The 24,778-nt window shown below is 72.5% G+C and carries 20 protein-coding genes; 10 read left to right on the forward strand and 10 right to left on the reverse strand.

The window, feature by feature from the left end:
• Nucleotides 1-46: 46 nt before the first annotated feature.
• Entirely contained in the window at nucleotides 47-1,009 is a 963-nt protein-coding gene (locus AMK31_RS30190) for a hypothetical protein (RefSeq protein ID WP_073943859.1), read from the forward strand.
• On the opposite strand, the gene AMK31_RS30195 is transcribed toward AMK31_RS30190, so the two are convergent.
• Nucleotides 999-1,667 carry an O-methyltransferase gene (locus tag AMK31_RS30195; protein WP_073943860.1) on the reverse strand — a complete coding sequence of 223 codons (669 nt, stop codon included), beginning with the start codon at nucleotides 1,665-1,667 and terminating at the stop codon, nucleotides 999-1,001. The genes AMK31_RS30190 and AMK31_RS30195 overlap by 11 nt on opposite strands.
• Nucleotides 1,668-1,760: 93 nt before the next feature.
• Between AMK31_RS30195 and AMK31_RS30200 the strand changes: the two genes are divergently transcribed.
• Complete coding sequence (locus AMK31_RS30200; RefSeq protein WP_073943861.1) at nucleotides 1,761-2,666, forward strand: winged helix-turn-helix transcriptional regulator; 906 nt, start codon at nucleotides 1,761-1,763, stop codon at nucleotides 2,664-2,666.
• Here AMK31_RS30200 and AMK31_RS30205 read toward each other — a convergent pair.
• Nucleotides 2,650-3,522: an alpha/beta fold hydrolase gene (locus AMK31_RS30205; RefSeq protein WP_073943862.1), complete on the reverse strand. Its 873-nt coding sequence runs from the start codon at nucleotides 3,520-3,522 to the stop codon at nucleotides 2,650-2,652. The genes AMK31_RS30200 and AMK31_RS30205 overlap by 17 nt on opposite strands.
• A gap of 412 nt (nucleotides 3,523-3,934) precedes the next feature.
• Between AMK31_RS30205 and AMK31_RS30210 the strand changes: the two genes are divergently transcribed.
• From AMK31_RS30210 to AMK31_RS30220, 3 genes are read left to right on the forward strand one after another with little or no spacing between them, the layout of a single operon-like run.
• On the forward strand, nucleotides 3,935-4,831 hold the full coding sequence (locus AMK31_RS30210; protein ID WP_073943961.1) for a 5-dehydro-4-deoxyglucarate dehydratase: 897 nt from the start codon (nucleotides 3,935-3,937) through the stop codon (nucleotides 4,829-4,831).
• A gap of 46 nt (nucleotides 4,832-4,877) precedes the next feature.
• Nucleotides 4,878-6,215, forward strand: coding sequence for a gluconate:H+ symporter (locus AMK31_RS30215; RefSeq protein WP_073943863.1), 1,338 nt, complete (start codon nucleotides 4,878-4,880; stop codon nucleotides 6,213-6,215).
• Nucleotides 6,216-6,255: 40 nt separating this feature from the next.
• The gene (locus tag AMK31_RS30220; protein ID WP_073943864.1) at nucleotides 6,256-7,584 is read left to right on the forward strand and encodes an enolase C-terminal domain-like protein; all 1,329 of its coding nucleotides are present in this window, start codon (nucleotides 6,256-6,258) and stop codon (nucleotides 7,582-7,584) included.
• Nucleotides 7,585-7,600: 16 nt separating this feature from the next.
• On the opposite strand, the gene AMK31_RS30225 is transcribed toward AMK31_RS30220, so the two are convergent.
• On the reverse strand, nucleotides 7,601-8,431 hold the full coding sequence (locus tag AMK31_RS30225; protein ID WP_073943865.1) for an SMI1/KNR4 family protein: 831 nt from the start codon (nucleotides 8,429-8,431) through the stop codon (nucleotides 7,601-7,603).
• Nucleotides 8,428-8,709 carry a zinc-ribbon domain-containing protein gene (locus AMK31_RS30230; RefSeq protein WP_073943866.1) on the reverse strand — a complete coding sequence of 94 codons (282 nt, stop codon included), beginning with the start codon at nucleotides 8,707-8,709 and terminating at the stop codon, nucleotides 8,428-8,430. The genes AMK31_RS30225 and AMK31_RS30230 overlap by 4 nt, the downstream gene beginning before the upstream one ends.
• A gap of 243 nt (nucleotides 8,710-8,952) precedes the next feature.
• Here AMK31_RS30230 and AMK31_RS30235 point away from each other — a divergent pair, with 243 nt between their 5' ends.
• The gene (locus tag AMK31_RS30235) at nucleotides 8,953-9,705 is read left to right on the forward strand and encodes a PP2C family protein-serine/threonine phosphatase (protein WP_073943867.1); all 753 of its coding nucleotides are present in this window, start codon (nucleotides 8,953-8,955) and stop codon (nucleotides 9,703-9,705) included.
• Between the two features lie 396 nt (nucleotides 9,706-10,101).
• Complete coding sequence (locus AMK31_RS30240; RefSeq protein ID WP_073943868.1) at nucleotides 10,102-11,448, forward strand: M28 family metallopeptidase; 1,347 nt, start codon at nucleotides 10,102-10,104, stop codon at nucleotides 11,446-11,448.
• A 67-nt stretch (nucleotides 11,449-11,515) separates the two neighbouring features.
• Here the strand turns inward: AMK31_RS30240 and AMK31_RS30245 are convergent, their stop codons facing one another.
• The 3 genes from AMK31_RS30245 to AMK31_RS30255 form a co-directional block, all read right to left on the reverse strand.
• Nucleotides 11,516-12,061: a hypothetical protein gene (locus AMK31_RS30245; RefSeq protein WP_241842756.1), complete on the reverse strand. Its 546-nt coding sequence runs from the start codon at nucleotides 12,059-12,061 to the stop codon at nucleotides 11,516-11,518.
• A gap of 42 nt (nucleotides 12,062-12,103) precedes the next feature.
• Nucleotides 12,104-13,174 (reverse strand): DNA polymerase III subunit beta family protein, encoded by a 1,071-nt coding sequence (locus AMK31_RS30250; protein ID WP_073943870.1) that lies wholly within the window; start codon nucleotides 13,172-13,174, stop codon nucleotides 12,104-12,106.
• 65 nt (nucleotides 13,175-13,239) lie between these two features.
• The gene (locus tag AMK31_RS30255) at nucleotides 13,240-14,232 is read right to left on the reverse strand and encodes a GlxA family transcriptional regulator (RefSeq protein ID WP_073943871.1); all 993 of its coding nucleotides are present in this window, start codon (nucleotides 14,230-14,232) and stop codon (nucleotides 13,240-13,242) included.
• A gap of 171 nt (nucleotides 14,233-14,403) precedes the next feature.
• Between AMK31_RS30255 and AMK31_RS30260 the strand changes: the two genes are divergently transcribed.
• Nucleotides 14,404-14,994, forward strand: a complete 591-nt coding sequence (locus tag AMK31_RS30260) for a cysteine hydrolase family protein (protein ID WP_073943872.1) — start codon at nucleotides 14,404-14,406, stop codon at nucleotides 14,992-14,994.
• 55 nt (nucleotides 14,995-15,049) lie between these two features.
• On the opposite strand, the gene AMK31_RS30265 is transcribed toward AMK31_RS30260, so the two are convergent.
• The 3 genes from AMK31_RS30265 to AMK31_RS30275 form a co-directional block, all read right to left on the reverse strand.
• Nucleotides 15,050-17,005 (reverse strand): protein-arginine deiminase family protein, encoded by a 1,956-nt coding sequence (locus tag AMK31_RS30265; RefSeq protein WP_073943873.1) that lies wholly within the window; start codon nucleotides 17,003-17,005, stop codon nucleotides 15,050-15,052.
• 194 nt (nucleotides 17,006-17,199) lie between these two features.
• Nucleotides 17,200-18,819, reverse strand: coding sequence for an amidohydrolase (locus AMK31_RS30270; protein WP_073943874.1), 1,620 nt, complete (start codon nucleotides 18,817-18,819; stop codon nucleotides 17,200-17,202).
• A 66-nt stretch (nucleotides 18,820-18,885) separates the two neighbouring features.
• On the reverse strand, nucleotides 18,886-19,524 hold the full coding sequence (locus AMK31_RS30275; protein ID WP_073943875.1) for a TetR/AcrR family transcriptional regulator: 639 nt from the start codon (nucleotides 19,522-19,524) through the stop codon (nucleotides 18,886-18,888).
• A 92-nt stretch (nucleotides 19,525-19,616) separates the two neighbouring features.
• On the opposite strand from AMK31_RS30275, the gene AMK31_RS30280 reads away from it, so the two are divergent.
• Together AMK31_RS30280 and AMK31_RS30285 are read left to right on the forward strand one after the other, a co-directional pair.
• Nucleotides 19,617-21,065 carry a purine-cytosine permease family protein gene (locus AMK31_RS30280; protein ID WP_073943876.1) on the forward strand — a complete coding sequence of 483 codons (1,449 nt, stop codon included), beginning with the start codon at nucleotides 19,617-19,619 and terminating at the stop codon, nucleotides 21,063-21,065.
• Nucleotides 21,066-21,336: 271 nt separating this feature from the next.
• Nucleotides 21,337-24,750 carry a CARDB domain-containing protein gene (locus AMK31_RS30285; protein WP_073943877.1) on the forward strand — a complete coding sequence of 1,138 codons (3,414 nt, stop codon included), beginning with the start codon at nucleotides 21,337-21,339 and terminating at the stop codon, nucleotides 24,748-24,750.
• Nucleotides 24,751-24,778: the final 28 nt, after the last annotated feature.

Consider the following 24,778-nt stretch of genomic DNA (forward strand, 5'->3'; position numbering starts at 1 on the left):
ACCGGCCGACGTGCGTGACCGGGGGTCCGGAGGCAGGCTGGGGACCATGCCACGCAAGGGCGGACGCGGCCGGGACGACGGGCGGCTCGACGCGGAGGCGGTCCTCGACGAGCTGTACGCCACGCCTCCGTCCGGGTTCGTCGCGCGCCGGGAGGAACTGGCGGCCGCGGCCAGGACGGCGGGGCGTGCGGAGGACGCCCGGCGGATCCGCGCCGCCCGCCGGCCCACGCTGGCGGCCTGGGCGGCGAACCTGCTGTGGCGCGCCGAGCCGGAGGAGAGCGGTCGGCTGCTGGAGCTGGGCGAGGCCCTGCGCGAGGCCTACCGGACACTGGACGACCCCGCCGCGATGAAGGAACTCACCGCTCGACGACGGCAGGTCGTGGCCGCGTTGTCCCGGCAGGCCGCACGGCTCGCCGACGAGGCCGGGAACCGGCTGTCCGCCGCCGCGCAACAGGACGTCGCGGCCACCCTGCACGCCGTGCTCGCCGACGCCGACGCCGCCGGACAGTGGGCCACCGGCCGGCTGACCGGCGCGCTCAGCCCGCCGTCCACTTTCGGAACCCCGGACCGCACGGAACCGTCCCCGGCCCCGTCCGGGAAGCCCGCCAAGGCGGCACCGGGAAAGCCGCCCGAGGACGAACTCGCCGAACGCCGACGCGCCCGGCAGGAGCAGCTGGACAAGGCGCGCGCGGAGGCCGAGGCGGCCGAGGAGCGGCTGCGCGCACGACGGGAACGTCTGGCGGAGGCGGCGCAGTCGCTGGAAGGGGCCCGCGCGGCCCACGAAGAGGCCCGGCAGCAGGTCGACGCCGCCGAGCGCCGGCTGCGCGCCGCGCGCGAGGCACTGGAAGAGGCCGACCGGGCCCGAGGCGAGGCCGGGGAACTGCACCGCTCCGCCGTCGACGCCGTCGGCGACGCCGAACGGGAGGCACGCGCAGCGGAGGCGGAGGTGCGGCGTGCGGAGATCCGTACCAGGCGACGCACCGGGCGCGACGACCCGGCTAGTCGGTGACCAGGGCGAGGGTGAAACCGTCGTAGCCCTTCGCGCCGACGGTCTGCAGGGTGGTGGCCGTCAGCCGCGGGTGCTCGGCGATGAGTTCGGTGAAGCGGCGTACGCCCTGGACGCGGGGGTCGGTGTCGGCCGGGTCGGTGACCGCGCCGTCCCGGACCACGTTGTCCCCGACGATGACGCTGCCCGGCCGGGTCAGCCGGAGCGCCCACTCCAGGTAGGCGGGGTTGGACGGCTTGTCGGCGTCGATGAAGACCAGGTCGAACGGGCCGGCGTCGTCCTTTTCGAGTGACGGCAGCGTGTCCAGCGCCTTCCCGACGCGCACGTCGACGAGGTGGTCGAGGCCGGCGCGGGCGAGGTTCCGCTCCGCGACGGCCGCGCACCGCTCGTCGGCCTCCAGCGTCACCAGCCGCCCGTCCTCCGGCAGGGCCCGGGCGAGCCAGATCGTGCTGTAGCCGCCGAGCGTGCCGATCTCGAGGATCGTGCGGGCGCCCTGTATCCGGGCGAGCAGGTGCAGCAGCTTGCCCTGGTTGGGGGCGACCTGGTGCGGCGGGAGCGCCGCCGCGTCGCTGTCCGCGACGGCCCCGATGAGCGCGGCGTCCTCGTCCACCAGCAAGCCGTTGAAGTAGTCGTCGACGGCGGTCCAGGTCTGCTGCGACACAGTGGGTTCCCTTTCGATACTCACTAGGTTTTGAAAGGGAACCTACTATGGGGCGGCGACACCCGGCCATCGGTTTCGGTGAGGAGTACGGCGATGAGTCCACGGCGCGAAGCCGACGACGCCTGCGGCATCGCGCAGGCCGCCGCGGTCGTCGGCGACTGGTGGAGCCTGCTGGTCCTGCGGGAGATCGCCCGCGGCCACGTCCGCTTCGACCGGCTCGCCGAGGAACTGGGCGTCTCCCGCAAGGTCCTCACCGAGCGGCTGCGCGCCCTGACCGAGCATCAGGTGCTGGAACGCCGCCTCTACCAGGAGCGGCCGCCGCGCCACGAGTACGTCCTGACCGAGCAGGGCCGCGGCCTGCTGCCCGTCCTGGTCGCCCTTCAGGACTGGGCCGACCGCTGGCTCCTCGGCGACGGCACCCTCACCGGCCACGCCCCCGACGACGGCGCCGAGGCCCGCCGGGTCGCCGCCCTCGTGGGGGAGCCCGTCCCCGCCGGAATCCGCCTGCCCGGCACCGACGGCCGCGACCACGACCCCGTCTCCGCCGACGCCCGGGCCACGGTGCTGTTCGCCTACCCGGCCACCGGCATCCCGGGCCTCCCCGCCGGCACCGCGGAACCGCCGGTCCCCGGCAGCGCCGGCTGCACCCTCGAGAACCGTCAGTTCCGCGCCGCCTGGGAGGAGTTCCGGGCCGCCGGGGTCGCCGTCCACGGCGTCAGCACCCAGACGCCCGCGGAACAGGCCGCCTTCGCCCGCGCCGAGGAACTGCCGTTCCCCCTGCTCTCCGACACCCGGCTCCACCTCACCGCCGCCCTGCGCCTGCCCGTCTTCCGCGCCGGGCAGGATCTGCGCGTCAAACGGCTGATCCTCGTCATCGGCCCCGACCGGCGGATACGGCACACCCTGTTCCCCGTCCACGACATCCCCGCCGCCGTGACCCAGGCCCTCGCCCTCGCCAAGGCCGCCGCACCGTCTTGGGACGTCACGCTTCCCGGCTGAGCCAGTTCCGCAGGGCGTTGGTGACCTGCGCGGGCCGCTCGTCCATGACCCAGTGGCCCGCGTCGTCGAGCATCGTCAGTTCGGCGCCGGGGATGTTCCGGGCGAGTTCCCGGGCGATCACCGGGCTGAGGTAGCCGTCCGCCCGGCCCCAGACGACCGCCGTCGGGCAGGCGATGTCACCGAGCCGACGGCGCAGTTCGGGCCGGACGCCGACGCGGTACTGCGCGAAGTAGTGCAGCAGCCAGCGGCGGCCCTCGGCGGTGTCCATCCAGCCGATGTAGTCGGTCAGCTGTTCCTCGTCGAGGTAGCCGCGCCGGACCAGCGAGCCCAGCGACCGCCGGTGCAGGGCGCCCAGGGGCAGCCGGGCCGCCGCCGGCCGCAGCACGGGCGTCCGGCCCGCGATCGTCATCAGCCCGAACGCGGCCTTCCAGCGCGGCACGAACGTGCCGTGCGCACGGGTGTTGAGCAGCGCGAGCCGACGCACCCGGCCGGGCCGGGCCTGGGCGAAGCCGAGGGCGACGAACCCGCCGTAGTCGTGCCCCACCAGATTGACGGTGGGGCAGCCGAGCGCGTCGAGCAGCCGGCCGAGCCGGGCGACCTCGGTGTCGTAGTCGAAGCGCAGGTGCAGTGGCCGGTCCGACCCGCCCCAGCCCAGCAGATCCGGTGCGATCACCCGGTGGTCCGCCGCCAGCGCCGGGACCTGGTGGCGCCAGCACGCGTGACTGGCCGGGTAACCGTGCAGCAGCAGGACCGGCTCGCCGTCGGACGGTCCCGACTCCCAGCACGCGACCCGCGCGCCGTCCACCTCGACCGACCGCGCGCGCTCCGTCCGCGTCCCGGGGCCCTTCGTACTCATCGTCTCTCCTCGTGGTTCACCCGCACGGCCGCGTCCCGCGCCGTGCCGGACCCGGCCTCGGGCGGCGGGCCCGCTGGTACAACGAAGCCCTTCGTGCTCCGTACTGACCGGGTACCCGCCCGGGTGACCGCCACAAGGTGGTGCGGGGGCGCGGACGACCGCGTCCGCGCCCCCGTTCCGCGCCGTCAGCTCCTTCCGGATCGGCGCATTCCCTCCTGCCTACCCATTGACCTCGCGCGTCTACGTATCTAGCCTCCGTCTCTATACGTAGACGTCGTCTTCATATGGAGACGCTATCCATGGGAGTGGACAAGTGGACACGGACAGGACGGACACGAAGGACTCGCAGAGCGCGCAGGACTCGCAGAGCGCGCGGGGCACCGCCGCCGTCGCCGGCCGGCTGAGGGAGGGGATGACGCGAGGCGTACTGTCCTTCCCCCTGACCAGCTTCCGCGAGAACGGCGACCTGGACCCGGGCGCCTACCGCGCCTACCTCGAGCACCAGCTCGCCACCGCGCCGGGCGCCGTCTTCCCCGCCTGCGGCACCGGCGAGTTCACGGCGCTGGACGAGGACGAGTACCGCACCGTCGTCGGCACGGCCGTCGAGGTGACCCGCGGACGCTTCCCGGTCGTCGCCGGCATCGGCTACGGCTGGGCCCAGGCACTGCGGTTCGCCCGGGTCGCCGAGGACGTGGGCGCCGACGCCGCGCTCGTCCTCCCGCACTACCTGCTCCGGGCACCCCAGGACGGCCTGGTCGAGCAGCTGCGCAGGATCGCCGCCGGCACCCGGCTCCCGCTCGTCGCCTACCAGCGCGACCAGGTCGCCTTCACCGCCGGCAGCCTGCGCCGCATCGCCGCGATCCCCGGCGTCATCGGCCTGAAGGACGGCCACAGCGACCTCGACCGGCTGCGCCGCCTCACCCTCGCCGCCCCCGAGGACTTCCTGTTCTTCAACGGCGCCGCCACCGCCGAGATCCAGGCCCGCGCCTACGCAGCCGTCGGCGTCCCCGCCTACTCGTCCGCCGTCCACGCCTTCGCCCCGGAGATCGCCCTCGCCTTCTTCACCGCCTTCCAGGCCGACGACACCGCCCGGATGGACGACCTCCTGCGCGGCTTCTACGTCCCCTTCGTCGAACTGCGCGACCGCCGTCCCGGCTACGCCGTCTCCCTCGTCAAGGCGGCGGCCCGGCTGCGCGACCTGCCCGTCGGCCCGGTCCGCGCCCCCCTCACCGACCCCGGACCCGACGACCTCACCGACCTCCGCAAGCTCCTCGACCAAGGCCTCGACCTGGTCGGCGCCGAGCGCTGACACCGCGGCGGAGACCGACCAGCACAGTTCAAAGGGGAACTGCTCCATGCCACTTGTCGTCGTCGGGATCAGCGTCCTGGTCCTGCTCCTCCTCATGACGAAGCTCCGGCTCAACGGCTTCGCCGCCCTCCTCCTGGTGGCCGTCGGCGTGGCCCTGGTGCGCGGGATACCGGCGGCGGAGATCCCGGACGTCCTGGCCGAGGGCATCGGGGGCCAGATCGGGGACACCATGCTCACCATCGGCCTCGGTGCCATGGTCGGCCGGGTGATGGGGGACTCCGGCGCGGCCCAGCGCATCGCCACCAGGCTGCTGGACGTCTGCGGGCCGCGCGGGGTGCAGATCGCCATGGTGCTGACGGCCATGCTCATCGGCGTCACGATGTTCTACGAGGTCGCCTTCGTCATCATCGTGCCCGTCGCCTTCACCCTCGTCCGCGTCACCCGGTCGAACCTGCTGTGGGTGGGCCTGCCGATGTCCATCGCCCTGTCCACCATGCACAGCTTCCTGCCCCCGCACCCCGGCCCCACCGCGGTCGCCGCCACCTTCGACGCCTCCGTGGGACTCACCCTGTTCTACGGCCTGTTCGTCGCCGTCCCCGCCGGGGCGCTCGTCGCCCTGGTGTGGCCCCGGCTGCCGTTCGTCCGGGCGATGAACCCGTCCCTTCCCAAGGGCCTCGTCAGCGACCGGGTCTTCGAGGACGACGAGATGCCGGGCATCGGCTGGGCGCTGGCGGTCGCGCTGCTGCCGGTGGTGCTCATCGCGGGCGCCGCCGTGACCGACATGGCCACCTCGACCAGGAACGAGGTTGTGCACGCCGTCGAGTTCCTGGGCTCGGCCCCGGTCGCGCTGCTGCTCACGCTCCTCGTCGCCATCTGGGCCTTCGGGCCGCGCATCGGCCGCAGCCTCGCCGAGGTCAGCGCCTCCTGCAAGGGCGCGGCGCAGGCCATGGCGATGATCCTGCTGGTCATCGGGGCCGGCGGCGCCTTCAAACAGGTCCTGGTCGACGGCGGCATCTCCGAGTACATCAAGGACGCCACCCACGGCTGGTCGATCTCGCCGATCATCCTGGCCTGGCTCGTCGCCGCCATCCTCCGGGTCGCCCTCGGCTCAGCGACCGTCGCCGTCGTCACCGCCTCCGGTGTCGTCCTGCCGCTGGTCGCGGGCAGCGGCATCCACCCCGAGATCATGGTGCTCGCCGTCTCCTGCGGCTCGATCGCCTTCTCGCACGTCAACGACCCCGGCTTCTGGATGTTCAAGGAGTACTTCAACCTGTCGGTCCTCGACGCGATCAAGGCACGCACCACGTACACGACCGTGCTCGCCGTCCTCGGCCTGGGAGGTGTCCTGGCCCTGGAACGCGTCCTGGACGCCCTGAGCCTGTGAACCCGGTCAACATCCCACTACCCCTGTAAGGACTCGCTCCATGACCCAGCCCGTCGTCACCGGCTTCACCGTCTACCCGGTGGCAGGCCGCGACTCCATGCTGCTCAACCTCTCCGGCGCGCACGCCCCCTACTTCACCCGGAACATCCTGGTCGTCGAGGACTCCGAGGGCCGCACCGGACTCGGCGAGGTACCGGGCGGCGAGGAGATCACCCGTACCCTGCGCGAGGCCGGCCCCCTCGTCGTCGGCGCCCGCCTCGGCGACCACCAGCGTGTCCTGCGGACCGTGCGGGAACGGTTCGGCAGCCGCGACGACGGCGGCCGCGGCGAGCAGACTTTCGACCTGCGCACGACCGTGCACGCCGTCACGGCCATCGAGTCGGCGCTGCTCGACCTGCTCGGGCAGCACCTGGAGGTCCCCGTCGCCGCACTGCTCGGCGACGGCAGACAGCGCGACTCCGTACGGGTCCTCGGCTACCTCTTCTACGTCGGCGACCCGGACCGCACCGACCTCGACTACCTCCGCGAGCCCGACGCCGCCGTCGAGTGGTACCGCGTCCGCCGCGAGGAGGCGCTGACCCCGGAGGCGATCGTCCGCCAGGCGGAGGCCACCTACGCGCGGTACGGATTCCGCGACTTCAAGCTCAAGGGCGGTGTCCTGCCCGGCGCGGAGGAGGTCAAGGCGGTCCAGGCACTGAAGGAACGCTTCCCCGAGGCCCGGATCACCCTCGACCCCAACGGCGCCTGGTCGCTGAAGGAGGCCGTCGAACTGTGCCGGCCCCTGCTCGGCACCCTCGCCTACGCCGAGGACCCGTGCGGCGCCGAGGACGGCTACTCGGGCCGGGAGATCCTCGCCGAGTTCCGCCGTGCCACCGGACTGCCCACCGCCACCAACATGATCGCCACCGACTGGCGCCAGCTCACCCACGCCCTGGCCCTCCAGTCGGTCGACATCCCGCTCGCCGACCCGCACTTCTGGACCATGCAGGGCTCCGTGCGGGTGGCCCAGCTCTGCAACGCCATGGGCCTGACCTGGGGCTGCCACTCGAACAACCACTTCGACATCTCGCTGGCGATGATGGCCCACTGCGGGGCCGCCGCACCCGGCGACTACAACGCCCTGGACACCCACTGGATCTGGCAGGAGGGCACGGAACGGCTCACCGTCGCACCCCCGAGGATCGTCGGCGGCGAGGTCGCGGTCGACGACACCCCCGGCCTCGGCCTCCGGCTCGACCGGGAACGTCTGCTCGCGGCGCACGAGTTGTACCTCGAGCAGGGCCTCTCGGGCCGCGACGATGCCATCGGCATGCGCTACCTGGTGAAGGACTGGCGGTTCGACAACAAGCGCCCGTGCCTGGTGAGGTGACCATCGACGCGCGTCCTCACTCCTCGCGGTCCTCCGCGGTCTCCGCCTCCCACGACGTCAGCGGCGAGCCCGCCGCCGTCCTGATCGCCAGCACCTCGCAGCCCATGAGGCGGAAGGCGGCGAACAGACGGCGGCGGACCTCCGCCTTGTCCCCGGGCGGGAATCCCACGCGGATCTGGTGCGGGTTCGTCCGGTCGTAGGTGAGGAGCCAGTCCGAGTCGACGGTGGCGAAGTGGTCCTGTCCCGACTCGCCCCGCTCCGACGTCCAGCTGCCCCGGTCGGCCGTGGGCGCCAGCGCCTCCCGGAGGATCCGCAGCCGATCGGCGTACGGGTGCGGTCCCTCGGACAGCACCAGGCACCGGTGGACACGCGGCCGGAAGGCGTTGAACCACGGCGCCAGGTCCGGCTCCATGCGGCCCAGCAGCCGGGAGTCGAGCCGTCCCCGGGCCCAGCCGTCGACGAACTCGAGCGCCCCCATGGCGAACTCCTCGGACTGACGGGCTTCGCCCCAGACCACGACCGGCCAGTCCCCGGGCTCGCCGTCGGTACGCCAGCACAACCGGTCGGCGTCCATCGTCGTCCCCCAGATCAGCAGGCCGTGCGGGCTGTCCGTGCCCGGACCGTGGCCGCGCCGCCACTGGAGGCCGTTGTGCCGGCTGGTGCCGAAGGGGGTCCGCAGGTACAGGAAGTCGCAGTACTCGCCCCACCCATAGGTCTCGACCAGCCACTTGTAGTCGTCCGGCAGCCGCACCTCCAGGCGCGCCTCCACAGCGGTCCAGTCGCCCCGCGCGTCGACGGGTTCCGCGGGCGGCGGCACTGCCCGCACCAGCGTGTCGTACGCCGTCACCGGCGCGCGTCCAGCGTGTCGCCCTGCCCGTACGGCGGGCCGGCCACGGCCTGCGCCCGCAGCTGCTCCGCCTGCTCCCGGGTGACCTTCTGTTCCGCGCCGCAGAACGTGCACTGCGTCATGTACTTCGTCGAGACCGGGAACAGCGGGACGAAGAACAGCGTGAACTTCGTGACGCGCTTCCTGAGGGTGTGCGCGGCCGGATTGCGGCAGTGGCCGCACACCAGCGTCAGTATCGCGAGCTGGTACAGATACCCCTTGGTACCGAAGATGATCACGTCGCTGATCCCTCCCGGTCGGCGCCGGCCGGCACCCTGCCGGCCGCGCGGTGAGACATACGCTCACACCCCCAGTCTTTCGCACCCTCACGTGAACGTCTCCGCGGTGCGGCGGACTCACCCGGCGCGTGCCGGAGACCGTGGTGCCGCCCGTCCGAGGACCGCCGCGAAGCAGCCGCGCTTCCTAGACTGGAAGCAACCCGGTCCCTCCGACGCGGCCGGTACGGAAGGCGGTGCCGCCCCATGCCCTACGTCGCTGTGAGTGCGCTCAGCCACCCCGGGCTGTTGCGGTCGCGGAACGAGGACAGCCTGGTCATCGGCCCGTGGACGCTGTGCGCCACCGTGACCGAGAGCCCGCAGACACTGGTCTTCCCGCTCGGCGGCCCGCTGGTCGTCGCCGTCGCCGACGGCCTCGGCGGGCACCCCGGCGGGGAGATCGCCAGCTCCCTGGTGGTGCAGCGGATCGCCGCGGTGGGCACCGACCTGACCGGCGAGGACGCGATACGCGACGTCCTCGACGCCTGCAACCGGGAGGTCTACGAGGCCGCCGGCGGCGACGACGGCGGCGAGCTGGCCACCATGGGCACGACGGTCGCCGGCGTCGTCGTACGGGACGACTCACTGCTGGTGTTCAACGTGGGCGACAGCCGGGTCCTGGCCATGGACCGGGACGGGCTGCGGCAGCTCAGCGTCGACGACAGCCCGCCACTGGAACCGGGGCACCGCACCACCTCCATCGTCACCCAGTGCCTCGGCGGCAGCCCCTTCTACCGTGCAGTGCGGCCGCACGTGGCCCCCGTGCCCCTGACGCCCGGCGACCGCTATCTCGTCTGCACCGACGGCGTGACCGACCCGCTGCCGCCGGAGGTCATCGAGGACGTGCTGAGCCGACACGACGACGGCCGGGCGGCGTTCGAGCTGTGGAAGGCGGCCATCGAGGCGGGCGGCCCCGACAACATCACGCTGGCCGTGCTGCGGGTCGGGGACGAGGCCTGACCGCCGGCATGTGACGCGGCACGGCCGCCGGACGACGAACCAGCTGCCGGGCTGACGCTCGAAGAGGCGCGCCGCGGAGACTGAGCGAGCGTCAGAAAACGCCGAACACGCAGAGATCCGGGGGCAGTCGCGCAGACGGCATGTGCGGAACCGGCGCCGACGCGTGAGTTCCGCGAGGTCGCCGGGGTGGATCCGCACGGCTGGACGCTCGACGAGAACGCCGGGCCGCACCACTGATGTCCGCTGAGCGAACACCCGCGTCCGGAAAACCTCTTGACGGGACACCGACATCTCACTGAACATCAGGCAGCGCACAGCACCCGCACAGCTCTGGCACCCCCGCTTCAGACACCGTCCGGAACCCCACCCCTAGACGAGAAAGTGCGGACCCCCCACATGACGACTCCCCGGTCCACGCTGCCCAGACCCTTCCGCAGACGCACCGCGACCGTGGCCACCCTGGCCGTGGCCGCCCTGCTCGCCGCCGTGCCCGCCACCTCGGCGACCGCCCGCGACCGCGCCCCCGACGCTCCGCAGGCCCTCGCGGCCCCCGACATCCCCCTCGCGAACGTCAAGGCGCACCTCACCCAGTTCCAGTCGATCGCCACCGCCAACGGCGGCAACCGCGCCCACGGCCGCCCCGGTTACAAGGCCTCGCTCGACTACGTACGGGCCAAGCTGGACGCCGCCGGATTCACCACCACCGTCCAGCAGTTCACCTCCTCCGGCGCCACCGGCTACAACCTGATCGCCGACTGGCCCGGCGGCGACCCCAACCAGGTCCTCATGGCCGGAGCGCACCTCGACTCCGTCTCCTCCGGCCCCGGCATCAACGACAACGGCTCCGGCTCCGCCGCCGTGCTCGAGACCGCGCTCGCCGTCTCCCGCGCCCAGCTGCAACCCACCAGGCACCTGCGGTTCGCCTGGTGGGGCGCCGAGGAACTGGGCCTGGTCGGCTCCAAGTACTACGTCAACAGCCTGGCCACCGGGGACCGTTCACGGATCGCGGGCTACATCAACCTCGACATGGTCGGCTCCCCGAACCCCGGCTACTTCGTCTACGACGACGACCCCGCGATCGAGAAGGTCTTCAAGGACTGGTACGCGGGCATCGGCGTCCCCACGGAGATCGAGACCGAGGGCGACGGCCGCTCCGACCACGCCTCGTTCAAGAACGCCGGCATACCCGTCGGCGGACTGTTCACCGGCGCCAGCCGCACGAAGACGGCGGCGCAGGCCACCAAGTGGGGCGGCACCGCGGGCCAGGCCTTCGACCGCTGCTACCACTCCTCCTGCGACACCACGACGAACATCAACGACACGGCCCTCGACCGCAACAGCGACGCCCTCGCCCACGCCGTGTGGACCCTGGGCACGACGACCTCCACGCCGCCGGGCTCGACGTACGAGAACACCACCGACGTCGCCGTCCCGGACAACGGCGCCGCGGTGACGTCCACCGTGTCCGTCACGGACCGCGCGGGGAACGCGCCCGCCACGCTCCAGGTCGGCGTGGACATCAAGCACACCTGGCGCGGTGACCTGGTCGTCGACCTGCTCGCCCCCGACGGCACGGCCTACCGGCTGAAGAACTCCAGCAGCTCCGACTCCGCGGACAACGTCATCGCCACCTACACCGTCAACGCCTCCGCCGAAACGGCGAACGGCGCGTGGCGGCTGCGCGTGCAGGACGTGGCCGCACAGGACACCGGCTACATCGACAGCTGGAAGCTCACCTTCTGACGCTCCGGACGCCGGGCGGGGCACTGTTCCAGTCCCTCGCCCGGCGTCCGGCGTCCGGCGTCCGGTGTCAGACCGTGGCGCCGGGGGCGGAGGCGCGCGGCGCCGTGTCGCGCCGGGCGATGGCCTCCGCCACCTCGCGGACCGCGCCCCGGATCAGGTCGCCGTAGGAGTCCTGCCCGAGGCCGGGCCCGGCCTTCGTGGCCGCGTCGATGTGGTCGGCCGCGGCCCCGCACGCGCCCAGCCGGCGGTAGTCGTCGGCCAGGTTGAGATGCAGGGACGGGTAGAAACCGGCGATGCGAAGGTCCGCGTGATGTTCGCGGGCGCGCTGCTCGGTGACGGCGTCGGCGGCGTCCAGCGCGCGGACGTCCCAGGCCAGGGCCTGGGCGGGATCCTCGTACAGGTCCGCCAGATGGTGCGCGAGGGTGCAGCGGTGCAGCGGGTCGCCGGTGACGCCGATCGAGGACCACAGCGCCAGCAACTCGCGACGGGCGTCGGCGGTACGGCCCGCGCGGCCCTCGGTGACGGCTCGGGCTATGGCTTCCATGGTGTGGTCAGGTGAGTCCGGGGCGTCCGGGGCGTCCGGGGAGTCCGGTGCGGTCGGCGGTGCGGTCATGGTTCGGGGCCCTTTCGTCGTCGTACTCATGGGGTGTCGTGGTCATCCGGAACAGCCGGTTCTCACCGGCATCGCCCAGGTGGTGAGGTCCCCGCGGTCGGCGGAGCGGATCGTGGCGGGCTGCGCGGTGCCCCGCAGGTCGATCAGCAGGTCCGGGCCGACGGCGGTGCTGACGGCCGGGTACAGCGTGGTCAGTTCGAAGGAGATCCGCAGGTCGTGCCCCGTCACACGCGCCGGGAGGCCGGCATCTCGGGACGTGCCGTCGGCCGCGAGGACCGCCAGGCCGCGGTCGGTCGCGCGCAGGGTGATCCGGTCGCCGGGATGTTGCTCCAGAGCCCGCAGGAACACGTCCTTGGAGACCGCCACCCGGGTGGTGACCTCGTCGAGCGAGTCGAGCATCAGCCCGATGTCAGGGAACTCCTCCGCCAGCACCCGGCAGTGCCGGCCCGCCTGGCCCGTGCCACGCAGGCGGAGCCCGTGCGGCGTCGCCTCCAGGCGTACCACCGCGCTGCGGCGCAGCTCGGCGACCGCGGCCCGCAGATCGTCGCCGTCGACCGTGGCGGCCCACACCGTGCCGGCGGGCTCGGCCGGCACCAGGGTCCGCGTGGACAGGCGGTACCGGTCCGTCGCGGTGAGGGTGATCGCCTCCCGGGTCACCTCGACCCGCAGTCCCCCCAGCACCGGCAGAGTCACGTCATGGGCCGTCGCCGTGAGGACCTGCTCCACGGCGTCCGCCAGCACCGGACCCTTCAGCGTCGCGAGCGGCAGGCCCGGCCCGGTGGCGAGCGCGCCCTGGATCGCCGTCGCGGTCAGGCGTGCCGCCGCCGCGTCCGCGAGGAGCGACGCGACATGCTCGTCGATCAGCCGGGACGCGTCCGCAGGCGCGGCGTCGAGCACCGTCCGCACCGTGCTCAAAGGCATCCCGATCTCCCGCAGCCCGCGCAGCAGCGTGGCGCGTGCGACCTGGTCGGCGCTGTAGTAGCGGTAGCCCGAGGCAGGGTCGACCTCGGCGGGGGACAGCAGCCCCGCGTCGGCGTAGAACCGCAACGCACTCGACGTCAGACCGCTGCGGCGGGCGAAGACCCCGATCGGCATCAACTCGGAATTCGGCACCCGGTCATCCTCGGGTCTCGACCAAGTCGAAGGTCAACTCGCCGAGGTCCGCCCCTGGCCCCCGCTCAGCCGGACGTGGCCCGGAAACGGCGCCGGTACTCCGTCGGTGTCGTGTTCAGCCTGCGGCGGAACGCCCGGATCAGGGTGTCCGTCGTACCGAAGCCGCACGCCGAGACGACGCGTTCGAGGGTCGCGTCGGTGGACTCGAGCTGGTTGCGGGCCATCTCGACGCGGGCGGACTCGACGTAGGCGCTCGGGGTCATGCCGAGTTCGGCCTTGAACACCCGGGTCAGCTGCCGCTCGCTGAGATGCGCGTACTCGGCGAGATCGGCGACGGTGAGCGGCTCGGCGATGTTCCGCATGATGTGGTGACGCAGGTCCTCCACCCGGCGGGTCGTGGAGACCGGTTCGAGCGGAACGCTGAACTGGCTCTGCCCGCTGGGCCGTTTCAGGTACATCACCAGCTGCCGGGCGACGCGCAGCGCGACCGCCTCGCCGAAGTCGTCGGCGACGAGGGCGAGGGACAGGTCGAGGCAGGCGCTGATGCCCGCGCCGGTCCACACGTCGCCCTCGCGGATGAAGATCGGGTCGGCGTCGACCTCGACCGCCGGGTGGTCGGCGGCGAGCTGCTGCGCGGTCGACCAGTGCGTGGTGGCGCGCTTGCCGTCGAGGAGGCCGGCGGCGGCGAGGATGTGGGCGCCGACGCAGACGGAGGCGACTCTGCGGCTCCGCCCGGCGAGTTCCTTCACCCGGGCGACCACCGCCGGGTCGGTGAGGGCGTGCACGCGCCGCCGGCTGTCGATCTCGACGGAGCCGGGCACCAGGAGGGTGTCGATGCTCTTCGCGGACACCTCGTCGAAGGTGAGGTCGGGGAGGACCCGCACCCCGGCGGCGGTGGTCACGGGTCGCGGTGTCTCGGCGGCGAGCACCACCCGATAGCCCGCCGTCTCCGGCACCTCGCGCCGCACCAGGGAGAACACCTCCGGCGGCCCGGTGACGTCGAGGAGGTCGACGCCCTCGAAGAGGACGATGACGACGAGTCGTTCGACGGTGCTCAAGGGGCCTCCGCCCGGTCGGCAGCAGCGATGTCCGGATCTGCATGTTAGATGACATTGCCGACGCGTCGAGCGGAGCCGTAGCTTTCTGCGCGGGGCCCCTCACCGCACGGACGGGCCGCACACACCGAGCCAGTCAGCGCACTTGGCATGCAGACATCTGGGGGTACTCCCATGGCCACGACCACTCTGCGGGCACTCAGCGGTTTCGACGACACGCCCGCGTCGCTCGCCGACTCGACCCTGATCCTCGTCGACTACCAGAACACCTATGCCGGCGGAGTGATGGAGCTGGAGGGCTGGCGGGCCGCGCTCGACTCCGCCGCCGAGCTGCTGGGCCGGGCCCGGGAAGCGGGCGCCACGATCGTCCACGTCGTCAACGACGGCGGCGAGGGCACCCCCTACGACATCCGCGCCGAGATCGGTCAGATCCACCCGAGCGTGGCGCCGGCCGACGGCGAGGCCGTGGTCGTCAAGAAGCTCCCGAACTCGTTCGCCGACACCGAGCTGGGCGACCTCGTCGACGCCGCCGGCCGCAAGGACGTCGTCGTCGTGGGCTTCATGACGCACATGTGCGTGCTGGCCACCGCCCAGGGCGCCTTCCTGCGCGGCAACCGGCCCACCGTGGTCGCCGACGCCTGCGCGACGCGGGCCCTTCCGGCGGCGGGCACCGAAGTACCCGCCGCCCAGGTCCACCAGGGCGCCCTCGCGGCCATCGGCGACCTCTACGGGATCGTCGTCCCCTCCGGGAAGTCCCTGACCTGACAAGTCCCCGCCCTGATCCGGCGGGCCGGCCCAGGGCCCCTGAGGGGACGGGGCGTCAACGCACCGGCTTCGCCCACCAGGCGGCCGAGGCGTCCCGCAGGGTGTTGGTGCCGCAGTGCACCTCTCCCATGCCGAGGTGGTACGTGTACCAGTCGTCGATGTACGACACCTTCAGGCCGGCCTTCCGGTACACGGCGGTGACCGCCTCGGTGAAGACGTCCTTGCCGCCGATGACCGGACCCCACTGGCGCGGGGCGAGATAGCGGTCGCGGGCGAGCAGCACACCGTTGACCGCGCCGGGGACGTACGCGCTGGTCATGACGGTCTCCCGAGGAGCCTTGGAGGAGCGTGCGCCGTCCTCGGCGAGCCACTTCTGCTGGCCGTGGTCCTGATACGTCCCGGCGAGCGAGGAGCCGCCGCCGAGGCGCGTCAGCCGCGGCATCGGCACCTCCTCGCCGTCGGCCGCCCGCGTCTCGGCCTCGCGCGTGTAGAGGGCGGGCACGCGGACGATCTCGGCGTCGGTGACGCCCGTCTCCCGCTTGAGGATCTCCAGGTTCGCCGCGATGCGCTCGGCCGCCATCGTGTTGTCGGCGACGAAGTGCCGGGAGGCGAGGGCCTGGTCGATGGTCTCCTTCGGGGCCGGTGCGCCGTCGAGGCCCGGCACGGAGAACATCTTCGTCGCGCCGTGGCCGTCCCGCTGGGCGTCACGGAGCAACTGCAGGCCGGCCCGCGGGTCGGCGACCCCGATCCGCCAGCCGCGCGGCGTGTCGGCGGGCAGGAACTGCACGAACTCGTCGACGTGGCCGACACCCAGCCACGAGGTGTCCAGCAGCAGCGGGTCCTGGAGACCCTGCGACTTCAGCAGCGTGCGCATCCCCGGCGAGGGCCGCTCGCCGGTGTCCTTGCGCCAGCCCATGATGATGCGTCCGGCCGGGAACGAACGGCCGCCGTGCGCGTACGGCGGGATCGTCTCCAGGTTCCCCATGGAGTTCAGCGACCAGTCGTCCGGCTGCGCGCGGTCGGAGACCTGTACGACGCCGACGTCACGGCCCCGCACCTTCTCGAACAGCTCCCGGCCCGCCTCGCGGTCCAGCTGGGCCGAGCGCAGCATCACCCGCATCACGTGCCGCCGCCCGCCGGGTCCCGTCATGCCGACGTACGCGGGCTCGACGAAGTCCTGCGCCCACGGGTCCCCGTACTTCTCGAACGTCACCAGCGGCTTGGTGATGCCGGCGTTCTCGACCTCCTTCGCCAGGTCCTTGACGAACTTCCGCTGCAGGCGGCCGTATTCGCCCGCCCCGTTCACCTTGGTGACCATCACCTGCTGGGTGTTCTGCAGGTGGTGGTGGGTGAGGAGCGGGGCGACGCGCAGGGTGACCGAGTCGGAGCTGCTGCGGCCGCCGGACGACACCGTCAGCCGGATCACCGCGCGGCCGTCCCACTTCGCGCTGTCCCGGATCACATCGGTGGCCTCCACGCCGAACTCCACCCCGGAGCGCAGTTCGGCCGCGGTCAGCCGGGTGTCGGGCGTGACCAGGACCCACTTGCCGGAGCGCTTGAGGAACACATGGGTGTGCTTGGCGCGCTTCGTGACCTGCACACTGCCCTTGGCGTCGGCGGCGACGCCGCTCATCGGGACGGAACGGACCCGGGCGAGGTCGGCGGCGTCGGCAGTGCCGTTGACCTTGCTGTCGGAGGCGTCGTCGCAGGCGGCCAGCTTGGCGTCGGACAGCGGTCTGCCGTCCGGGCCGGTGGTCGGGCAGCGCTTGGTGTCGTCGTCGAGGTTGGGCAGGTGGACCGCGCCGCGTCCGACGGTCCAGCCGTCCTCACCGGCCTTGTCGCTGCCGCCCGTCACGTCGACCGTGCCGTCGCGGTTCACGTCCGCGCGCAGGTCGGGTGACGGGGACGGGCCTGCGGCGTGGGCCGGTGAGAGCGGTGTCGCCAGCACCGATCCCGCCGCGGCGAGGGCGAGGATCGTGTGCCGGACTGGTATGCGCGTACCTGAGCGCACGGCGGTTCCCTTCTGTGGTGGGGGGTTGCGCCGTGCAAGAGGCGAAGTGCGCGGTGTGCGTTGGCCGTGCGCGCGAGGTTCATACCGCGGGTGGACAGCCGGGCGCGGAAAACGCGTGACGGATCATCCCTGGTGGGGATGGAGGGAGCGGTGCGAATGCGGTAAGGGGCCCGTCGCCGTGACGGGCCCCCACGTCACAGCTCCGGCGCCCGGTACGTGGGCCGGCCGCCGACGACCGTGAGCCGCACGGGGAGTCCGGCCAGCTCGGTGTCGGCCACGTCGAGCGGACTGTCGGCGAGGACGGTGAGGTCCGCACGGTGTCCGACGGCCACACGGCCGGCCGTGTGCTCCTCGCCCGCGGCCCAGGCCGGGTTCACGGTGACGCCCTGGAGCGCCTGGAGCGGCGTCAGCGCCTGCTCGGGGCCGTGCGGCGGCAGGGACAGGTCGCTCGGGCGGCGATGCCGGGCGCCGGCCATGACACCCAGCGGCGGGAACGGCGCGATGGGCCAGTCGGAGCCGAGCACGACCCGGGCGCCGGCCTCCCACAGGTCGCGGCAGCGGAAGGCCCGCGAGGCCCGCTCCTCGCCGAGCCGCCGCGACCAGTTGTCGGTGTGGTCGGCACGGGTGAACTCGCAGCAGTGGGTGGGCTGCATGGAGGCGACCACGCCGAGCGCCGCGAACCGCCGCACCGTGTCGTCCGGGACCGTCTCGATGTGCTCGACCCGGTGCCGCACCGGCCGCTCGTGCGCGGCCCGCGCCTTCTCCACGCAGTCGAGCACATGGCGTACGGCCGCGTCGCCGATGGCGTGGGTCGCGGTGGGCACCCCCGCCTCGTGCAGCTCGGCGACGACCTGGGCGAACCGCTCCGGGTCGGGCCAGAAGGCGTGGGTGGACTCGCCGTGGCAGTCGGGGCGTTCCAGCCAGGCGGTGCCGTTGTCGATCGTGCCGTCCATGAAGAGCTTCACCCCGGCGACCCGCCACAGCCGCCCGCCGGTGCCCTGAAGCCGTATCAGTTCCCGCACCGCGTCGGCGTCGGCGCCCGGCTGGCACCACGGTGCCACCCGCAGCCGCAGCGGCAGCGCGTCCTCGTCCTCCAGCGCGGCCAGGGTCGCCAGGCTCGTGCCGTTCGCGTCCATGGCGTGGCCGCCGGTCAGCCCGGCCGCCGCCATGCCGTGCAGCACCTCGGCGGTACGGGCCCGCAGCGCGGCCTCGGTGGGGCGCGGGGCGACGGCCTCGACCAGCTCGCAGGCGGCGTCCTCCAGCAGCAGACCGCTGGGCCGGCCGTCGGCGTCGCACACGATCTCGGCGGCCTGCTCGAACCGGCGCGGGCCGGTCACACCGGCCAGCTCCAGAGCGCGCGGGCTGGCCACCAGGGAGTGGGCGTCGAAGAGGTCCAGCAGGGCGGGGACGCCGTCGAGGACCGGGCCGAGAGCGGCCGAGCCGACCGGCTGGTCACCGAAGGCGTTCGGGTCCAGGCCCCAGCCGCGCAGCCAGGCACCGGGTTCCAGCGCCGCGACGGCCTTCGCGAGGGCGGCCCGCACGGCCGGGAGGTCCCGGCAGCCGGACAGGTCGACGCCCATGGTGCGTTCGGCGCCGGACACCGGGTGCAGATGCCCGTCGGTGAACCCGGCGGTGACCACCGCCCCCCGGAGGTCGATCACCGTGGTCGCCGGTCCGGCCAGCGCGCGCAGCTCGCGGTCGTCGCCGAGACGGGTGATCCGGCCGCCGCCCGCGGCGAGCGCGGTGTGCGGCAGCAACTCCCCGGTGCCCGGGTCGAGCAGCCGGGCGGAGAGGAGAACGAGGTCGGTGGTCACAAGGGCTCCTTGCTGCGAAACGGTGGTGCGGCATGAGGGGCGACAGGACGCCGGAGGCGCCGACGACTAGGCGTCAGCGGGACGGCTCAACGTGCCTGCCTCCAGGCCGAGTTCACGCTCGGCCGTGACGAAGGCCATGCGGGTCACGGCCTCCGGCAGGTCCTCGTCGCCGATGTTCGCGTCGACGCCGAGGCCGTCGAGGACGACGAGGATCTGAAGGGTGGTCACCAGGGGGTCCGGCGTGCGGAACTCACCGCTCTCGACGCCCTGCCGGATCAGCCCTTCCAGCCGTGCGCGCCAGGCGGCCTCCTGCCGGGAGACGCGGTCGCGCAGCACCTCCCGGTAGCGGCTGAGGTGCCGCGCGTTGATCCACAGGCGGCTGATGGCGTCGTACGCCTCGCCGGTGGTGTGGGCGAGGAACCGGGCCAGGTGCTCGGTGGGAGTGCCCTCCGGCCGCTCCTCGGGGAGAAGGGCGTCGATCTCGGTGCTCGCGGCGCTGCCGAACGCCTCGGCTACCAGGTCCTCGACGGACGGGAAGTAGTGGCTGATCAGGCCCGGACGCACGTCGAGTTCCTCGGCGATCCGCCGCAGGGTGACGCACTCCAGTCCCTCGCTCAGGGCCACGGCGGCCGCCGCGTCGACGATCTCGGCACGCCGGGCGGCCGGGTCTTTGCGGATTCGTTTGCGCGGAACGCTTGACGACATACCCCGGATGCTATTGAGTGTGCGGCCAATAAGCAACTATTGGGTGTACGGCCAATAGCAGTAGGTCGGCACGAACCAGCCCCGGAGGACGCATGGTGTCCACGACCCCCGACCCGCACCAGGCTGTCGACGGCCGTCCGGCCGCACGCCCTGACGGGCCGGTCCGCATCGAGGCCCACGGCATCGACCTGGTCCCCGACACCGAGCGCCGCGGACGGCCGCGGGAACTGTTCTCCGTATGGGCCGCGGCCAACGTCAACTACCTCAGCCTGGTGATCGGCGGGGCGCTCGTCCTCATGGGCCTGAGCCTGTGGCAGGCCGTCGCCGTCATCGTCGTCGGCAACCTGTTCTGGCTGCTCACCGGCCTCCTCGCGATCTCCGGACCGGCCGCCGGCGCGCCCAGCGAAGTGATCACGCGGGCCGTCTACGGCATCCGCGGCAACCGGGTCAACAACGCGGTCACCGGCTGGCTGATCTCGGTGTGCTACTTCGCGCTCAACCTGGCCGCCGCCGCGACCGCCGCCTTCGCGCTCGTCGAGAAGGCCGGCATCACCGCGAACACCGGCGTCAAGGCGGCCGTCGTCGTGGTCGTCGCCGCCCTCACCCTGACCATCAGTGTCTACGGCCACGCCCTGATCGTCCGGCTGTACCTGCCGATCACCCTGGCGCTCACGGCCGTCTTCGCGGTCGTCGGCGTTGCGGTCGTCGACCACGCCGACTTCGGGTACGCCCCCGCCGCGCCCCTCACCGGCACCGACCTGTGGGCCACCGTCCTCGCCGGCGTCACGCTCACCGCGTCCGGCCCGCTGTCGTACACCACCAGCGCCGACTTCTCCCGCTATCTGCCGCGCACCGCCTCCGCGAAGGCGATCGCCGGCTGGACCGCGTGCGGCGCGTTCCTGCCGAGCGTCGTCGTCTGCTCGCTCGGCGCGCTCGCCGCGACGGCGGTGGACATGACCGACCCGCAGTCCGCGCTGGCCGGGATCCTGCCGGGCTGGTTCGAACCGGTCTTCCTGCTCGCCCTGGTGCTGGGCACCGTCGCCATCAACGCGCTGACCGCGTACAGCGCCGGACTCGCCCTCCAGGCCGTCGGCCTCCGCGTCCGCCGCACGGTCAGCGTGCTCGCCGACGGAGCCGTCGCCGTCGCCCTCACGCTCTACGCGCTGCTCGTCTCCGACTTCCTGGACACCGTCTCCGACGTCCTCCAGCTGACCGTCGTCCTGCTCGGCCCCGCCATGGCGGTCTACGCCGCCGACATCCTGCTTCGCCGCAACCGCTACGACGGCCACGCGCTCACCGACGAGACCCCGGCCGGCCCCTTCTGGTACACCGCCGGCGTCAACTGGCCGGGCGCCCTCGCCCTCGCGGCCGGCGTCACCGTCTCCGCGCTCTCCGTCAACACCCTCTACACCGGCCCGATCGCCACCGCCCTGCACGGCGTCGACATCGCCCTCCCCGCGGGTGTCGTGGTCTCCGCACTGACGTACGCCGCCCTGATGCGCCGCTCGCCCTCGGTCCGCGCGGCCCGCTCCGACGACTGACCGCACACCCCGCCCCGCCACGGCCCGGCGGCGTCGAGAACACCTCGACGCCGCCGGGCCGTTCTCATGCGCCCGTGCCTCAGCCGTTGACAAAGTCCATACCTGGTAGAAACCTGTCACCTCGGCGCTGCAAAAGATTGACGAAATCACTCAAGATTTGGATTGCCAGCGTTTCGGCCTCACCAGGAGACGACTCCTCACCACCCGGCACCACCCTTGCCCAGCCCTGCCTGGTGAGCCCCCCACACCCGTCAACGGAACGAGAGGGACCATGAGACGGAGACATCACGGCCGGCGAGCGTTCGCCGGACTGGTGACAGCCGGTCTGATCGTGGTCGGGCCACTGCCCGCCACCGCCCACGCCGCCGACGCCGCGGCCGAGGGGCCGAACCTGGCGCTCGGCAGACCCGTCACCACCAGCGGGGCGCACGGCGGTTACCCGGCGAGCAACGTGACCGACGGCAGCCAGGCGTCGTACTGGGAGGGACCGGCCGGCTCCTTACCGCAATGGGTGCAGATCGACCTCGGCGGCACGGTCGACGTCGACGAGGTCGTGCTCAAGCTGCCCGCCTCGTGGGAGACCCGCGAGGAGACCGTCAGCCTCCAGGGCAGCGCCGACGGCAAGGACTTCAGCAGCCTGTCGGCGTCCGCGAGCAGGACCTTCGACCCGTCGTCCGGCAACACCGTGTCCCTCGGCGTCACCGCCGAGACGCGGTACGTGCGAGTGCAGGTGAGCGCCAACACCGGCTGGAACGCGGCCCAGTTGTCCGAGGTGGAGATCTACGGCGAGGCCGGCGGCGGCAACCCCGGCGACCCGCCGCCGGCCGGCACCAACCTCGCCCTGCGCAAACCGATCGAGGCGTCCTCGACCACCCAGAACTACGTCGCGGCCAACGCCAACGACGACAGCACCGGCACCTACTGGGAGGCGAGCGGCCAGTCCGCCACCCTCACCGTCAAGCTCGGCGCCGACGCCGACCTGTCCGGCGTCGTCCTCAAGCTGAACCCCGACCCGGTGTGGAGCGCCCGCACCCAGAGCATCCAGGTGCTGGGCCGCAAGGCGGGGGAGTCCGCCTTCACCTCCCTGAAGGACCGGGCCGACTACGCCTTCAGCCCGTCCGGCAACAAGAACACGGTGACCATCCCGGTCTCCGGCCGCTACGCGGACGTACGTCTGCAGTTCTTCGGCAACACGGGCGCCGGCGGGGGACAGGTCGCCGAGTTCCAGGTCGTCGGCGCGGCGGCACCCGCCCCCGACCTGACCGTCACCGAACTGGACTGGTCGCCCGCCGCACCGTCCGAGACGGACCCGGTCACCGTCGGCGCCACCGTCCGCAACACCGGGAACGCGGCCTCACCCGCGACCACGGTCGACGTCAGCCTGGAAGGCACCGTCGCGGGCAGTGCCGAAGTCCGCGCGCTCGACGCGGGCGAGTCCGTGAAGGTGCCCGTCGCCGTCGGCAAGCGGCCCATGGGCAGCTACACCGTGTCCGCGGTCGTCGACCCGACCGACACGGTCGCCGAGCTCGACAACAGCAACAACGGCCGCAACGCCGCGACCAAGCTGGTCGTCGGGCAGGCACCGGGACCGGACCTCGAGGTCACGGGCATCACCACCAGCCCGGCGAGCCCGGCCGTCGGCGCCAAGGTCACCTTCACCGTCGCCGTGCGCAACCGCGGCACGAGCGCGGTGCCCGCCGGCTCCGTCACCCGGCTCACGGTCGGCGACACCACCCTGAACGGCACCACGGGCGGCATCCCGGCCGGCGGCTCCGGCACCGTGGCCGTCGCCGGCAGCTGGACCGCCACCAGCGGCGGGGCCACCCTCACGGCGACGGCCGACGCCACCGGGATCGTCCGGGAGACCAACGAGGACAACAACGTCTTCGCCCGCTCGCTCGTCGTCGGCCGCGGCGCCGCCGTGCCGTACGCCGAGTACGAGGCGGAGGACGGCCGGTACGACGGCACCCTGCTGAAGACGGACGCCAAGCGCACCTTCGGCCACACCAACTTCGCGACCGAGTCCTCCGGCCGCGAGTCCGTGCGGCTGAACTCGACCGGCCAGTACGTGGAGTTCACCTCCACCAGCCCGGCCAACTCGATCGTCGTCCGCAACTCCATCCCCGACGCGCCGGGCGGCGGCGGCCGGGAGGCGACCATCAGCCTCTACGCGGACGGCGAGTTCGTCCGCAAGCTGACCCTGTCCTCGAAGCACAGCTGGCTGTACGGCACGACCGACGACCCGGAGGGTCTGACGAACCGGCCCGGCGGCGACGCCCGGCGCCTGTTCGACGAGTCCCACGCCCTCCTCACCGAGACCTACCCGGCGGGCACCGAGTTCCGGCTGCAGCGCGACGCCGGTGACGACGCCGAGTTCTACGTCATCGACCTGATCGACCTCGAGCAGGTCGCCGCACCGGCCGCCAAGCCCGCCGAGTGCGCCTCCATCACCGCCTACGGTGCCGTCCCCAACGACGGCATCGACGACGCGGACGCCATCCAGCGCGCCGTCACCGCCGACCAGAAGGGCGAGATCCCCTGCGTCTGGATCCCCGCGGGCCAGTGGCGGCAGGAGAAGAAGATCCTGACCGACGACCCGCAGAACCGCGGGCAATACAACCAGGTCGGCATCCGCGACGTCACCATCCGCGGCGCCGGCATGTGGCACTCACAGCTCTACTCGCTGACCCCGCCCCACCAGGCCGGCGGTATCAACCACCCGCACGAGGGCAACTTCGGCTTCGACATCGACGACAACACCAGGATCTCCGGCATCGCCATCTTCGGCTCCGGCACCATCCGGGGCGGCGACGGAGGCGCCGAGGGCGGAGTCGCGCTCAACGGCCGCTTCGGCAAGGACACCAAGATCACCGACGTGTGGATCGAGCACGCCAACGTCGGCGCCTGGGTCGGCCGCGACTACTCCAACATCCCCGAACTGTGGGGCCCCGGCGACCGCGTCGAGTTCGACGGCGTACGCATCCGCAACACCTACGCCGACGGCGTCAACTTCGCCAACGGCACCCGCAACTCGACCGTGTTCAACTCCTCCTTCCGCAACACCGGCGACGACGCCCTCGCGGTGTGGGCCAGCAAGTACGTGAAGGACACCTCGGTCGACATCGGCCACGACAACCACTTCCGCAACAACACCATCCAGCTGCCCTGGCGCGCCAACGGCGTCGCGGTCTACGGCGGTTACGGCAACACCGTCGAGAACAACCTGATCTCCGACACGATGAACTACCCGGGGATCATGCTCGCCACCGACCACGACCCGCTGCCCTTCTCCGGACAGACCCTCATCGCGGGCAACGGCCTGTACCGCACGGGCGGCGCCTTCTGGGGCGAGGCCCAGGAGTTCGGCGCGATCACCCTGTTCGCCCAGGGGCCCGACATCCCCGGTGTCACCATCCGCGACACCGACATCCACGACTCGACCTACGACGGCATCCAGTTCAAGACGGGCGGCGGCGCCATGCCGGGCGTCCAGATCAGGAACGTCACCATCGACAAGTCGAACAACGGCTCCGGCATCCTCGCGATGGGCGGTGCCCGCGGCAGCGCGACCCTGACGGACGTCACCATCACCGGCTCCGCCGAGGGCGACGTCGTGAAGGAGCCCGGCTCCCAGTTCGTCTTCAACGGCTCAGCGAACTCCGGCTCGGCCGCGCAGCGGGACTGACCTCCTTCGCACCCACCCCCTTCATCCG

Source organism: Streptomyces sp. TSRI0107 (assembly GCF_001905845.1).
Taxonomy (GTDB): domain Bacteria; phylum Actinomycetota; class Actinomycetes; order Streptomycetales; family Streptomycetaceae; genus Streptomyces.

What these genes read in the sequence shown, in the direction of transcription:
- AMK31_RS30190 (WP_073943859.1), top strand. Translation starts at nt 47, where the DNA reads ATGCCACGCAAGGGCGGACGCGGCCGGGACGACGGGCGGCTCGACGCG.
- AMK31_RS30200 (WP_073943861.1), top strand. Translation starts at nt 1,761, where the DNA reads ATGAGTCCACGGCGCGAAGCCGACGACGCCTGCGGCATCGCGCAGGCC.
- AMK31_RS30205 (WP_073943862.1), bottom strand. Translation starts at nt 3,522, where the DNA reads ATGAGTACGAAGGGCCCCGGGACGCGGACGGAGCGCGCGCGGTCGGTC.
- AMK31_RS30210 (WP_073943961.1), top strand. Translation starts at nt 3,935, where the DNA reads ATGACGCGAGGCGTACTGTCCTTCCCCCTGACCAGCTTCCGCGAGAAC.
- AMK31_RS30215 (WP_073943863.1), top strand. Translation starts at nt 4,878, where the DNA reads ATGCCACTTGTCGTCGTCGGGATCAGCGTCCTGGTCCTGCTCCTCCTC.
- AMK31_RS30220 (WP_073943864.1), top strand. Translation starts at nt 6,256, where the DNA reads ATGACCCAGCCCGTCGTCACCGGCTTCACCGTCTACCCGGTGGCAGGC.
- AMK31_RS30235 (WP_073943867.1), top strand. Translation starts at nt 8,953, where the DNA reads ATGCCCTACGTCGCTGTGAGTGCGCTCAGCCACCCCGGGCTGTTGCGG.
- AMK31_RS30240 (WP_073943868.1), top strand. Translation starts at nt 10,102, where the DNA reads ATGACGACTCCCCGGTCCACGCTGCCCAGACCCTTCCGCAGACGCACC.
- AMK31_RS30245 (WP_241842756.1), bottom strand. Translation starts at nt 12,061, where the DNA reads ATGACCGCACCGCCGACCGCACCGGACTCCCCGGACGCCCCGGACGCC.
- AMK31_RS30260 (WP_073943872.1), top strand. Translation starts at nt 14,404, where the DNA reads ATGGCCACGACCACTCTGCGGGCACTCAGCGGTTTCGACGACACGCCC.
- AMK31_RS30275 (WP_073943875.1), bottom strand. Translation starts at nt 19,524, where the DNA reads ATGTCGTCAAGCGTTCCGCGCAAACGAATCCGCAAAGACCCGGCCGCC.
- AMK31_RS30280 (WP_073943876.1), top strand. Translation starts at nt 19,617, where the DNA reads ATGGTGTCCACGACCCCCGACCCGCACCAGGCTGTCGACGGCCGTCCG.
- AMK31_RS30285 (WP_073943877.1), top strand. Translation starts at nt 21,337, where the DNA reads ATGAGACGGAGACATCACGGCCGGCGAGCGTTCGCCGGACTGGTGACA.